Source organism: Spirosoma aureum, assembly GCF_011604685.1.
In the GTDB taxonomy this organism is placed as follows: domain Bacteria; phylum Bacteroidota; class Bacteroidia; order Cytophagales; family Spirosomataceae; genus Spirosoma; species Spirosoma aureum.
Genome location: NZ_CP050063.1, coordinates 2560998 through 2573230, shown reverse-complemented (window position 1 = coordinate 2573230; position 12233 = coordinate 2560998). Strand labels below are relative to the sequence as shown.

Here is a 12233-nt window from a genome sequence, read left to right as displayed (position 1 = left end):
TTAATTTAAGCTTGTCAGCTATTGGTTGCCACCTGCCGATGCAGGTTCTCAAGGGTTGCCACCAATTGAGAGAGTTCTTCCTGCTCGGCACTGGCTTCGGCCGTGGCAGCCACTTTCTGGGTTTGGCTGATCAAATCTTCTAACAGAGTTGCAATACGCTGGTTATCGGGCCGGTTATACTGCTGAGCTACATGAACCTCGGCCCGTAAACTTTCAAGCGTATCGGCAATGTCGTCGGTATCTTCATCACCTGCAACGTCGAGTCGATTCAACCATTGATCGATGATAGTTAAACCGTCAGTGGCCGTTGTTTCGCCAATCCGTCCATCGAATGTATTAACTGTTTGCTCAATGAGCGACGTCTGGTTTTGATTCTGAGAAATCATAGTTTTGTCTGTTGATTAAAGTTATTTCGCCAGCCCCTGCGCAAAATCTTTCAGGGCTGTCGACAGGTTCTGCAAACCTTGTTTATAGTCACCTTCGGCGGCATTGTTGGCCAGATCGATCGTTTCGCCGGAGAGGTCGTATAAAAGGCGTTCGACTTCCCGGATATTATTGGCGTTGATTGCGTCACGAAGTTTTTCAAGGGGTTCGGCTACCCATTGCGTGCTTACGTTTGACCGCACAACCCCAATCCATTCCTGTATTAGATTCACTCCATCATCGGGTGTTGTTGAGGGCGCTCCACCACCGAGGGTAGCCAGTGTATCGTCCAGCATCGTGGCGATTTTTTGATCGTGATGTGCCATAACGTTGAATCCATTAGTTTTGACAAAAAGAACTGTTCCTTTCAGGGATTGTTCGTTCAGTGATCACTTTTTCAAATAAAATCTACTAACTGACTCGACTATAGATGGACCCGAACCGCCTACTATCCGACATACATTATCAGTTTGCCCGAAGTGGGGGTGCAGGTGGCCAGAACGTGAATAAAGTAGCGACCAAAGCCGAACTCCGCTTCGATGTTCGCAACTCAGCCCTGCTTAGCGACGAGGAACGGGCCATTCTGGAAGAAAAACTGGCCGGTAAACTCACTACCGACGGCGAGCTGGTGCTTACCCACCAAACCGAACGGACGCAGTTGGCTAACAAAGAGAAGGTTACAAAGAAATTCTATCGCCTGATTGAAAAAGCCTTTGAGAAACCAAAACCCCGAAAAGCAACCAAACCGTCGAAGGCATCGGTCGACGAGCGGATTGCGGAGAAGAAGCGGAAGGGAGACGTAAAAGCGAATCGAAAACGAATAGATTATGAGTAGCTTGATCCACTTGCCTGTTCAAGGTTATTGGGTGAATCGAGTAAATGATTTCACCTCGCAAAGTGGTCGATAAGATTGATCTCATCGTTTACGGTTGCTTTCCCTATTATTCATAAAAAAAGGCCCAAATGCATGCATTTGGGCCTTCATTCCAACTCAATAGTATATTACAACTCCCGAATCTGAACGTTCCGATACCAGACGCGCTCTTTGGGACTATGGTTTTGCAAGGCTATTTTACCTTTTGCATGAGGTTTGGCATAAGGCCAGTTCGCAAACTTACTTTTGGCCACCAGTTGCTTCCAATCGTCGGAACCGTATTCATAATCGACCATTTTCTTCCCATTCAGATAATGTTCGACATGATTATTGTTGACTACAATCCGTCCTTTGTTCCATTCGCCCGGCGCTTTTGTCACGTTCATATCGGCGGGCGGAATCATATCATAATTAGCGCCCGTTAACTGAGTATCTTTCAGTTTATACGGTTTCCCGTCGCCATCCAGATACCCTTTATCATCAATTACCTGGTATTCAGGGCCCGACATATACGTCGATTTAATATCTGGGCTGTCGATAATTTTGTAGACAACACCACTATTGCTGCCTTTTGGAATTTTGAATTCAAACTCCAGTTCAAAATTTTCATATTCTTTATCGGTAACAAGATCCCCACCCGTACCGTCGGGCGTTAATGCCCCATCTTCAATGCTCCAGCCAACAACACCATCTTTATGATAGCTATGCCACCCTTTAATTTCTTTACCATTAAAAAGGGCCGTCCACTTTGGTTTTTTGTCGGGGGGAGTTGCCACTGCCATTGCGCTTAACAACAGACAGGGAATCAGTAATTTTTTCATGGTCTTAAAAGATTTAGCGGCTAAAAGTAGGAAAAAAGTAACGCGGGCGGAAACCCACGCTCTGAGTATACACAAATTGTGCTTATCAGAATCGCGTTTCCGCCCGCGTTACATCAATCTATTCACTAGCTTAACTCGCCATATCGCGGGCAGCTTCAGGATCATTGTATTTTCGATCGAGTCCTTCTGTCGACTTCTGATCCGATCGATCCGGGCCGGAAATCATATCCTGCGCCGTTATACTGCTTTCGTCAGCCATTTCACGGGGTAGCTGCTGGGCTTCTTTTTTCTCTTCCGGACGTTCACCTGGCTGATACACGTCAGCATCTTTAGCGCTCACATCATAGGGATGGGCAGCATCGCCGGTATCCGGTTTCTCTTCCATACCCTGATCATCAGGACCAGCGGCCTGCCCTTGGTAGCGACTATCTGGCGTAGATTCATCCGGAGCGGATTCATTCAATTCCACATCCGTCTCATCGATCAGGCCTGACACTTCGGCGGTATACGTCAGAAAATCGGTAGTTGCTACCCGATGTCGCGCCGTTGTATATCCTGCATTGATTTCATGTGAGCGATCGGGCTGATCGGGCTCCTGAATTTCGGGATTTGCCGGTCTGGGCGATCCTGGCAGATCCGGAATTTCGGGACCGGGAACGGGTGGCGTTGGTGGTGTTTCAGGAATTCCCGGCACAGGCTGCGTTGGATCAGGTGAAGGCGGTGTTGTCGGAACCGAGTTCTGAACCGATATATCGCCTACTCCGGCCGGAAATGCCCAGGTACCAAATGCCCCCGTTGGGGTAGAATCTGTACCCTTTTCGGTACGATCATTCGGGGCATCTTCAGATGGCAAACCCGTGTTAACGGTATCGCCCGCATCGGGATTACCCGTTAATTCGGCTTCAGCAATTGGGTCATTAGGTAGTTCACGACTGTCGATCACATCCCCTATGCGTAAGGCAGCATCCGAGTTTTCGTACGTTTTACTATGCTGCTGGTCACCCTGCAAGCTCCGCTCTTCGTCACTACTGTAACGGTTGCGGAGCTGTTCGTCCATAACATCGTCTTCGGTATCACCAATGGGCGTCAACTTGCCGTCCACGAGTTTAACCATATTTGTTTCGCCCTGATCGGCACCGAACATGGCTTCCGCATTTTCGTTGGAAACGATATTGGCTTGTTGTGCACCATCGCTAAGGGCTGATGAATTTGAGTTCTCCATGATTGCTGTGAATGTTTTCGGTTTATGCAAAACCACCAGGAACAGAAAAGGTTTGGTGTTTGCAAACAGGATGTCTCCGTTAGAAAATCATCTTGCTCGTTTCAGACGGACACATCCAGTTGCGAAGCGGAGCTAAGTAGCTATTGCTCTGTTGATGTTGCGCTTTGGAGGATCGTTTACTCAATCACAAGGTCTCGTCCACGCTACTTAAGTGCATCAAATAAAATTTCGGCGGGGTGCTGCGCTTTTCGTCCGGTTCCGTCTTTTATCTGGTGTCGGCAACTGGTACCGGCAGCCGAAATGATGGCTTCTTCTGCCTGTCGGACAGCAGGGAACAACACGAGTTCGCCAATTTGCATCGACAGATCGTAATGTTCGGTTTCGTACCCAAACGAGCCTGCCATGCCGCAACAACCTGATGGTATTAACTGAACCTGATAGTTTTTAGGAAGCGATAGCATTTTTTTCACCGGAACCATCGACGACAAGGCTTTCTGGTGGCAATGGCCGTGGATTTTCACCTGTCTTACCTCGTCAATGAATGAGCTGCTATCAATTCGCCTGTTGTCAATCTCACGCGCAACCCATTCCTCAAACAGGAAAACGTGCTGAGCGATTCGCTGAGCATCGGCCTTTAATTCAGCCGGTACAAGATCAGAATATTCGTCGCGGAAGGTCAGGATCGCCGAAGGTTCCAGACCAATCAATGGCGTTTCGGCTGTAATCAGGTCTTTGAGCAACGTTACATTTCGAATAGCGATCTGCCGGGCATCATCAACCAATCCTTTCGATAAATACGTTCGCCCGCTCTCAACGTGGTTAGGAATAGTAACGGCATAACCTAAACGCTCCAGCAACTGAATTGCTTTCTGGCCAACCTCCACATCGTTGTAATTCGTAAATTCATCGCAGAAAAGGAGAACCTGAGCACGTTGCTGTCCGTTTTTCTCCTTACTCCTCGCCGAAAACCATTTTCTCAACGTCGTTCCAGCCAGTTCCGGCATTGTTCGGTCGGGGTGAAAACCAACCGTTTTATTGGCAATACGTCGAAGCGAAGGTGTATCGTATATCGCATTATAGGCCCAGGGAGCGATACTGGCCAGCGACATCAGTTTTGTAAAATTCCCGACCAGTTTTGCCCGTAATGGAATCCCGGATTCGCGGTATTGCTGCTGCGTAAATTCAGCCTTCATGCGTGTCATGTCCACGCTTGATGGACATTCCGCTTTACAGGCTTTGCACGACAGGCATAAGTCCAGAACTTCCTTGACCGTCGCGTAGTCGTGGTCGGTCGGTTTCTGGGTATTGCCGTAAAAATGCCGCAAAATATTGGCTCTTGCCCGCGTCGTATCGCGTTCGCGCCGGGTAGCCATATAGCTTGGGCACATCGTTCCACCGGAGATTTCCGTTTTGCGACAATCGCCCGAACCCGAACATTTTTCAGCCAGTTCGAGCAGTCCACCATCTTTGGAGAAATCAAAAACGGTCTTCGGTTGCGGAATCACCACATCAGCTTCCGAACGCAGTGACTCGTTCATGGGTGGCGTATCGACAACTTTGCCGGGATTGAATGTATTATGTGGGTCCCAGAGCGCCTTCACATCTTTGCACAGCTGGTAGTTTTCGGGACCGAGCATAAACGCGATGCATTCACCCCGCAGCCGCCCGTCACCATGCTCGCCCGACAACGAACCGCCGTATTTTTTGACCAGTTGCGCCGTATCCATCAGTAACGCCCGAAACTTGGTACGCCCCTCCGACGATTTGAGGTTAATGAGTGGCAACACGTGAATTTCTCCGGCTCCGGCATGGGCCGAATATTCGAGTTTCAAGCCGTGATTTTCCCACGCCATTTTATCCAGTTCGTCGATATAGTCGGGCAGGTCGTGCACATCAACCGCCGTGTCCTCAATGACGTTGGCCGGTTTTTCGTCGCCGGGAATATTATACATGATACTCAATCCGGCCTTCCGTAATGCCCAGGGCTTTTTGGTTTCTTCGTCAAACAGAATCGGGTAGGCATAGCCCAGATTTTTGGCCCGAAGAGCAGCCACAAACGCTTCGGCTTGCCGTTGAACACCGGTCACGGTATCATCAAAAAACTCAACCATCAGGATCGCCTTCGGATCGCCTTCGACAAACGTGCGGTTCTTCGTCTGCTCGATGTTGGTTTTGGTCAGTTGCAGAATATAATCATCCACCAGTTCCGAAGCATAGCACTGATGGGCCAACGCCACCAGGTTTGCTTCCAGTGATTGCCGAATGGTATCGAAATGCGCACATACGAGCGCCGTTTCTTTAGGTGGTAAGGGCAACAGGTTCAGTTTTGCTTCGACAATAAAGCAAAGTGTCCCTTCAGATCCAGCAATGAGATGAGCAAAGTTGAATGTTTTAGCAGGGAGATGTGAATCATCCGACTCCACGCCCCAAAAATCGACCAATGCATCCAGCGCATAGCCCGTATTTCGGCGCGAAACGGTTGGTTTTGGGTAGCCATCCCGGATGTGCTGCTGAACATTTTGACTGGATAACCAGTCGCGGAACTGAACATATAGTCGCTGCTCCAATGGACTAACGACATTTTCGCCCCGGCATTTCGCGTCGAACTGCTCGCGGGTAAGCGGCCCGAACGTTACTTCGGCGCCATCGCTCAATACAACACGAACGTCGAGCAGATGGTCGCGGGTGGTTCCCCAAACAATGGAATGAAGTCCGCATGAATTGTTGCCAATCATGCCACCAATCATGGCACGGCTTGCGGTCGATGTTTCTGGTCCGAAGAGGAGACCATGTGGTTTCAGATAGGCATTGAGGTCGTCGCGGATAACTCCCGGCTGAACACGCACCCATTTCTGGTCAGCGTTGACATCCAGAACCTGACCAAAATATTTAGAAATATCGACCACAATACCACTTCCTACAACCTGCCCGGCCAGCGATGTTCCGGCCGCACGCGGAATCAGACCCAGTCCGTGTTGCTGGGCAAACCGCAGCAGTCGTTTAATATCGGCAACCGACTTCGGCAGTGCTACGGCAATGGGCATTTCCTGATACACCGATGCATCGGTGGCATAGAGCACACGCTGAGCGGTATGTTCAGGCGATTCATCAAAATATAAATCACCTTCAAAAGAAGGCTCCAGCGTGGCGAAGGGCGGTTTATGAGGGAGACGGAACATAGGTCAAAGATACGACGAAACTGTTTAGCGATCTGCGGATAATCGTAATGCGCTGATTAGCCCGAATAACGTACTAGCCAGGATAAGCGCTATAAACAGGAACGATGGCCATAGAATAATCTGCTTCTGATGGTAGAAACTCACCCATAGGATTTGGCTAATGACGCCTAAAAACAAGCCAGCCACTATGGCGCGAATCGTAGCCAATAATTGGTTGGTATTCTGTTGTTGATTGGCCCTGTTCTCTGACGTAGGCGAACCAGAAATATTCATCAGTTCGGTGGACGAATGGCGAATAATCCACAATAAGCCGACTAAACAACAACCGACAAAGGCGATCACCAGTAACGTTGACGGATTACCCCAGCGATTGGGTTCGCCGTTCCCTTTAAAGTGAATTGGGATGGGTCCTGATAGTTTTATTGTTCCGGCGACGGCCAAACCAATCTCCACAAGTAATAGAAAAACGGTTAGTCGGTTCGCATTACGTTCGTACGTGCTCATATCCATATCTACCAATAGGATAATAACAGTAAAGGTACGAAAACCAGAGTGGGTTTATGGAAATACAGCCAATAAGACATCAATCGGCTAAAAAACCTGATCGCTATGATAACCCGCCGATCCTATATCCCGGTCCGAATCGACTTCACACCGTTTGTCAGTATTGCCTTGTTACTGATCGTGTTCTTCGTGTTTCAGAAAGCCATTCAGCGCCCGGTTATCATGGGTGTTACAGTGCCATCGGGTTGTCATAATTATGAATCGCCGGTTTATCCCCAGAAAGTAGTAACGCTATTCTTACTGGATAAAGACCGAATTGGTTTTATGCAGTATTGGCACGGGAACGATAAGTCGGAATTACAGCAAACTGGTTACGGACCAGAAGGCCTGAATAAATTGCTGGAAACCGTGAAAAATTCAGCGAATGGCGATGTAGCAGTCGTAATTAAGCCGACTTCCTTTGCCACTTTCGGAAATGTGGCCAACACGCTGAAAGCACTAAAACTTGTCGGCAATCTACCCTATCTGCTCCTATCCGACCTCACCAGCGATGATCAGCTAATGATCCAGCATTATGAACGGCTGTTTATCCGGTATCCATCCTCGTTTTTCAGAGAGCCCGTGTATCTAAAAAAACCAGCTTATTTCAGTTCACAGCCAAACAGTTGACCAATCGAAAAAGCTACTTTTATGCGCAATCGCCGAAATCGTTCGTTACCCCGTATTGACATGACACCCTTTGTCAGTATTGCCCTGTTGCTGATCGTCTTTTTTGTGTGGGTAAAGGCAGTTCAACAACCGACTGTAGTTAGTGGCTGGGACGTGCCGGGCTGCAGGAAAGGGATTATCCCTGAACGGTCGAAATGGGTGCTGGAAATTATACTGGTTGATCGGGATACAATTCAGTTCTGCCATTTTCCAGGCGGGTCTGTTTGTCGGGCAAACTTTGTTACCGCTCATCGGCACTCGACCAAGCTACGCGAAGCCTTGTTTCGCCATAGAAAAGAAGCGCTAACGCCCGGTGAACTGGCGATTGTTGTACGACCCTGCCCAGAATCAACAGTTGGCAATTTTGTTGATGTACTGGATGAATTCCGGATTGCAGGCAACTTGCCTTATCTGCTTCGCTATTGACCGATGTTTAAATACGGGTTGCCTTCATTTTGAAGCCATAAACTTCTTCACTTCCGAAACGACATCAATAGGCTCATTTCGCTCCAGAGCGTCGGCAATTCGTCTAATGTCTTCGTAAGGCAATGCGTAATCATGATTGGCCAATTCATTTTTCGCCACTATATCCGTCAATGTATCTTCCGGCTTTACTATAATCTCGATCCGCCGATTCCCAAAATAAGCTTTAATACTATCCAGTAGATAAGTATCGACTTTGTCAGCATCAATATGAAAAACGAGTGAATCCATGTATTTCCTTTTTCAGAGATAACCAAAAATACGCTCTATGGTTCAAGGTCTACAAGTCACCCCCGGTCTAATGCCCGCTTGAGCAGACCGCCAATGAAGCTACCCACAAACGTCAGAATCATAGAGCCATATAGGCCGAAGTTTTCAATATCCCGGTCGGCAGGGCCATCGGGCGTTGGCACAAAAATCATATAGCCAAGCCAGATAACGACGGCCTGCACAATGGCCAGCATCCAGCCCCGGCGCGGCTCCAGAAAACCCAAACCAGCCGCCAGGGCAGGCGTTATAAAATAGGGCAGATGAATCGTTGGCGTAGTTTTAATGCAAAACAGAATGATGGCACTACTCAGGAACGTCAGGCCCAGATTAATACCCAATTGGCGGTCAAAGAAACTGGTGGACATAAAATAAGGCCCGCCGGATGTTCGGCGGGCCTCAAAGTTATCACACAATCAGATCGAACTATGTCTTTTCAGACTGTGAGTGTATTAACGGTTAATCGAAACGCTACCGCTGCTCGCCGAAATGTTGACCGCGATCCCACCGCCGTTTAGTTTTCCGCGAACGCGATCTTTTTCAATATTGCCATCAAACTTAGATAGCGACTCAGGAATATTGACCCGGTTGCCGCTCAGATTCAGGTCCATGCCTTTGTCCATAGGCATTTTTACGCGAACGCCACCTGCGCTGGTGCTTAGCCGAACATAGTCGCCCAGTTTGACGATCTCTACGTCAACACTGCCCGCGCTTGTATTCGCATCGATGCTACCCGACACGCCCGCAAGCCGAACCGAACCGCCGGAAGTACCTGCCTTGATATCGCCTTCGATATCATTACCGTTCACGCTACCTCCGCTGGTTTGTGCATCAACACTGCCTTTCAGGTCAGTTAGCCGAATGCTTCCACCCGATGTATGCAGACGCATTTTGCCGGTCGATTCCTTCGCTTCAATCGACCCACCCGATGTTTGCAGGTCGATATCTTTACGGCAACGATCCATGTGAATCGATCCGCCCGATGTCTGACCATTGATGTCGCCTTCGATATCGCTCAGGTGCAGGCTACCACCGCTGGTGCGAAACTTCTGCGTTCCGGTGAGAGTTGCCATATGAATCGAACCGCCGGATGTACGCAAATCTGTCGATACATTGCGGGGTGTGTAGAACTTAAACCCGATACTTAACGATTTTTTCCAGTCACGATCATTATTACGACGTTTTGCCGTTGCCACGATGGTGCTGCCTTCCTGGGCAATCGAGATATCGTAATCTTTGAGCCGTTCTTCGATCTCCGCTTTGTCGAGTTTGTCGTTCCAGTTGTTGGCCCGAACAAACATCTCAACTTTTGCATTATTATCGGTGCCGCCTTCGATGGTGAGGCTACCACCCGACGTTTCAGCCCGAACGGCGTTGATTTTCCCCGAAAAGGTTTTGGTTTGATAAGGGGTATCGCGGTCGTCGTTCCGATTTTGGGCGGGCGATGTGAGCGCGAGTGTCGTTGCACTCAAAAGGGTTAGTAGAAACTGGTTGCGTTTCATGTGGTTTCGTTTTGTATGTAGTAAAGATGTAGTCGAACAGGAGAAGGTTGCACGACGTATGTTTTTTCCTTGCTCGATTAGCCTACCATCTTTGTTTCAACAGGTTTGCAAGTGCCGTGCCATATCAAAAATAGCACTGAAAATCAACCTCTTAAGTAACGCATCTATTTTAAACTGTCCATCATCGGACAGACATTGTTCGATGATGGACAGTATCTGGGGGCTATCCTGTCTATTGGAACCGGTAAAAATCCGGCTACTTTTTAGCCTTTTTTTTATTTTTTACCGGATCTTTCTGCACACCCAAATGGGCAAGTGCGGCTTCCAGAACTGTATCGCGGCCAGCCTGCCAGTCGGCAACTCTCGGCCTGACCAACACGGTTGGCTGAATCCCTTTCGCATTCCATTCCGTACCGTCGGGGTACATATCCCGTTTTGTACAAACCCGCGCCATAACACCACCTGGCAGTGAAAACGCCAGCGGTTGCCCCGTACTACCACCCGTAGGTTCACCAATGATTGCACCTCGTTTCATGACATCGAACACTACCGCAAAATCTTCAGCTGCCGAAAACGTCTGACCGCTGGTGAGTACAACTACAGGCTTTTTATACAGCTTTTTACCATTGGCAGGCCAGCCGTGTTCGTTTGTTTCGACGGGCTCGAACACAACCGTTTCACCTCGTGCCCGGCGCAGAGGACTGTATAGACGCGAAGAATACGACCCGGTCTGCATTGGTTTGTCAGTCAGAAAACCCAGAATAGCCCAGCCATATCCGCTATCGCCACCGCCGTTTTGCCGGATGTCAAGAATAAGCGCGTTCGTAACAGCAATTGAATCAAAAGCCGCTTCGAATCCCTTCAGTGCCTTGTCGTTCTCGAAGTTATTCAATTGAACATAGGCAACATTTCCGGGTAAAATACGAAAGGTAAAGGCTGGCAATGATTTCAGTTTTGTATAACCCGAGCGCGGCAACTGGCGGCTGAACGTTTGCCCTGATTGGTCACGAAATTCAAGAGTAACAGGCTTATCTTTAGGCCCTCTTAGCAGCCGATAGCTGTACGTACCAACATCTATGTTCTGTGGTGTTGACCCACTCTGATAAGGCCGCACATAGCGATCAGCATACTCCCGGACGGGTGTACCGTCAATCCGTATGATTTCGAGCATCGGCCGGATACCCGTTTTTTCGAGACTATCCTGGGTTACATCCAGAACCAGCACCTTGTCTTCTACCAGCATCGGGCGAATGGGCGGACGCCGGGCTACCGAATCGGCAAGTATTGGGTCACTGGCCCAAACATCGGTGTGGCCATCGTGCAATTGGGCACAGAACGATTCGAGTACATGTAAATAATCGACCGTTGAACGGGTAGCGCGAATTTTAGGAAGATATTCCAGGTATAATTTATCCCAGTCGATGTCCGGAATATGGTCGAAGTAGGCAAAGTTGTATTTAGCTTCCGACCACAACTTTGAAAGACCAGCTACTTTTTCGTCTTCGCTAATGTTGGCTTTATAGGGTGTTTTCAGCGCCGTAGAATTAAACAATCGAGCAGCAGCCTGTCCTTTTGCCAACATAGACTTAATGGACGGATCTTTTCGAACTTCCTCAAATTCATTCATTTCGGTGATATAGCCTGCATAGGCCGAAGCGAATTTTCCTGTCAACGGATAGATCAGCGTTTTTGCTGCGGCTTCATTATTTCCCAGTTTAGCCTGAATACGGGCCAGGTCGAATGAAATATCACTTTTTCGATAAAACAGACTGGAACTTCCTTTAGCTAAGTCCTGCACGTCTGGTCGATGATAGTAAGTTAATGCATCCAGTAAAATCTGCTCAGCCTTTTTAAGACTATCAACGGGAGGCTTGTCCATTCCATTCTGGGGCACGCGAGCCCGGGCACGTTCGCCCTGAAGATAATCATAAGCCTGCGTGGCAGTCAATCCAGATTGAGCCGTAGCGATACGCAAATCAAGAAATAGAAATAGTGCAATTAAAAGCTTATTCATAGCTACATAAGGCGAGTCTGATTGGTGATGCCAATTACCTTAAAATCAAATCAATTCTCAACAGACGAAGCGTAATTAATAGAATATTTTAAATATTTGAGTTTTAAATATAATATAATTGGCAAAATTATAAGAATATAATATTTTATCTTGACTATTAGATAAATACCACATTATATTTGGATTAAAAGCACCACTACCTGTTCATTCCTTTTCATCCATATACATCCGAATAA

At 48.2% G+C, this 12233-nt stretch carries 13 protein-coding genes; 3 read left to right on the top strand and 10 right to left on the bottom strand.

All coding sequences use genetic code 11. The features are described 5' to 3' along the window. Window positions 1-14: 14 nt before the first annotated feature. Together G8759_RS10095 and G8759_RS10090 are read right to left on the bottom strand one after the other, a co-directional pair. A complete protein-coding gene (locus G8759_RS10095) occupies window positions 15-386 on the bottom strand; it encodes a hypothetical protein (protein ID WP_167207550.1) in 372 nt (123 codons plus the stop codon). A gap of 21 nt (window positions 387-407) precedes the next feature. Further along, window positions 408-749 (bottom strand): glycoside hydrolase family 95 protein, encoded by a 342-nt coding sequence (locus G8759_RS10090; RefSeq protein WP_167207548.1) that lies wholly within the window; start codon window positions 747-749, stop codon window positions 408-410. 104 nt (window positions 750-853) lie between these two features. Here G8759_RS10090 and arfB point away from each other — a divergent pair, with 104 nt between their 5' ends. Further along, window positions 854-1258, top strand: coding sequence for an alternative ribosome rescue aminoacyl-tRNA hydrolase ArfB (gene arfB, locus G8759_RS10085; RefSeq protein WP_167207546.1), 405 nt, complete (start codon window positions 854-856; stop codon window positions 1256-1258). 167 nt (window positions 1259-1425) lie between these two features. On the opposite strand, the gene G8759_RS10080 is transcribed toward arfB, so the two are convergent. The 4 genes from G8759_RS10080 to G8759_RS10065 form a co-directional block, all read right to left on the bottom strand. Beyond that, entirely contained in the window at window positions 1426-2118 is a 693-nt protein-coding gene (locus G8759_RS10080) for a 3-keto-disaccharide hydrolase (protein ID WP_167207544.1), read from the bottom strand. Window positions 2119-2248: 130 nt separating this feature from the next. Next, a complete protein-coding gene (locus G8759_RS10075; RefSeq protein WP_167207542.1) occupies window positions 2249-3340 on the bottom strand; it encodes a hypothetical protein in 1092 nt (363 codons plus the stop codon). 203 nt (window positions 3341-3543) lie between these two features. Further along, entirely contained in the window at window positions 3544-6519 is a 2976-nt protein-coding gene (locus G8759_RS10070; protein WP_167207540.1) for an FAD-binding and (Fe-S)-binding domain-containing protein, read from the bottom strand. Window positions 6520-6543: 24 nt separating this feature from the next. Then, entirely contained in the window at window positions 6544-7023 is a 480-nt protein-coding gene (locus G8759_RS10065; RefSeq protein ID WP_167207538.1) for a hypothetical protein, read from the bottom strand. A 105-nt stretch (window positions 7024-7128) separates the two neighbouring features. Between G8759_RS10065 and G8759_RS10060 the strand changes: the two genes are divergently transcribed. After that, window positions 7129-7692: a biopolymer transporter ExbD gene (locus G8759_RS10060; RefSeq protein WP_167207536.1), complete on the top strand. Its 564-nt coding sequence runs from the start codon at window positions 7129-7131 to the stop codon at window positions 7690-7692. Window positions 7693-7713: 21 nt separating this feature from the next. Then, window positions 7714-8157 (top strand): biopolymer transporter ExbD, encoded by a 444-nt coding sequence (locus tag G8759_RS10055; protein WP_167207534.1) that lies wholly within the window; start codon window positions 7714-7716, stop codon window positions 8155-8157. 24 nt (window positions 8158-8181) lie between these two features. On the opposite strand, the gene G8759_RS10050 is transcribed toward G8759_RS10055, so the two are convergent. From G8759_RS10050 to G8759_RS10035, 4 genes are all read right to left on the bottom strand, one after another. Then, entirely contained in the window at window positions 8182-8445 is a 264-nt protein-coding gene (locus G8759_RS10050) for a hypothetical protein (protein ID WP_167207532.1), read from the bottom strand. Window positions 8446-8501: 56 nt separating this feature from the next. Next, window positions 8502-8849, bottom strand: a complete 348-nt coding sequence (locus G8759_RS10045) for a hypothetical protein (protein WP_167207530.1) — start codon at window positions 8847-8849, stop codon at window positions 8502-8504. Between the two features lie 84 nt (window positions 8850-8933). Beyond that, window positions 8934-9983, bottom strand: coding sequence for a DUF4097 family beta strand repeat-containing protein (locus tag G8759_RS10040; protein ID WP_167207528.1), 1050 nt, complete (start codon window positions 9981-9983; stop codon window positions 8934-8936). A 256-nt stretch (window positions 9984-10239) separates the two neighbouring features. Next, the gene (locus G8759_RS10035; protein WP_167207526.1) at window positions 10240-11997 is read right to left on the bottom strand and encodes a S41 family peptidase; all 1758 of its coding nucleotides are present in this window, start codon (window positions 11995-11997) and stop codon (window positions 10240-10242) included. Between the last annotated feature and the right edge of the window lie 236 nt (window positions 11998-12233).

Bases quoted from the DNA above. Each gene is read 5' to 3' on its own strand.
- G8759_RS10095 (WP_167207550.1), bottom strand. From the start codon at position 386: ATGATTTCTCAGAATCAAAACCAGACGTCGCTCATTGAGCAAACAGTT.
- G8759_RS10090 (WP_167207548.1), bottom strand. From the start codon at position 749: ATGGCACATCACGATCAAAAAATCGCCACGATGCTGGACGATACACTG.
- arfB (WP_167207546.1), top strand. From the start codon at position 854: ATGGACCCGAACCGCCTACTATCCGACATACATTATCAGTTTGCCCGA.
- G8759_RS10080 (WP_167207544.1), bottom strand. From the start codon at position 2,118: ATGAAAAAATTACTGATTCCCTGTCTGTTGTTAAGCGCAATGGCAGTG.
- G8759_RS10075 (WP_167207542.1), bottom strand. From the start codon at position 3,340: ATGGAGAACTCAAATTCATCAGCCCTTAGCGATGGTGCACAACAAGCC.
- G8759_RS10070 (WP_167207540.1), bottom strand. From the start codon at position 6,519: ATGTTCCGTCTCCCTCATAAACCGCCCTTCGCCACGCTGGAGCCTTCT.
- G8759_RS10065 (WP_167207538.1), bottom strand. From the start codon at position 7,023: ATGAGCACGTACGAACGTAATGCGAACCGACTAACCGTTTTTCTATTA.
- G8759_RS10060 (WP_167207536.1), top strand. From the start codon at position 7,129: ATGATAACCCGCCGATCCTATATCCCGGTCCGAATCGACTTCACACCG.
- G8759_RS10055 (WP_167207534.1), top strand. From the start codon at position 7,714: ATGCGCAATCGCCGAAATCGTTCGTTACCCCGTATTGACATGACACCC.
- G8759_RS10050 (WP_167207532.1), bottom strand. From the start codon at position 8,445: ATGGATTCACTCGTTTTTCATATTGATGCTGACAAAGTCGATACTTAT.
- G8759_RS10045 (WP_167207530.1), bottom strand. From the start codon at position 8,849: ATGTCCACCAGTTTCTTTGACCGCCAATTGGGTATTAATCTGGGCCTG.
- G8759_RS10040 (WP_167207528.1), bottom strand. From the start codon at position 9,983: ATGAAACGCAACCAGTTTCTACTAACCCTTTTGAGTGCAACGACACTC.
- G8759_RS10035 (WP_167207526.1), bottom strand. From the start codon at position 11,997: ATGAATAAGCTTTTAATTGCACTATTTCTATTTCTTGATTTGCGTATC.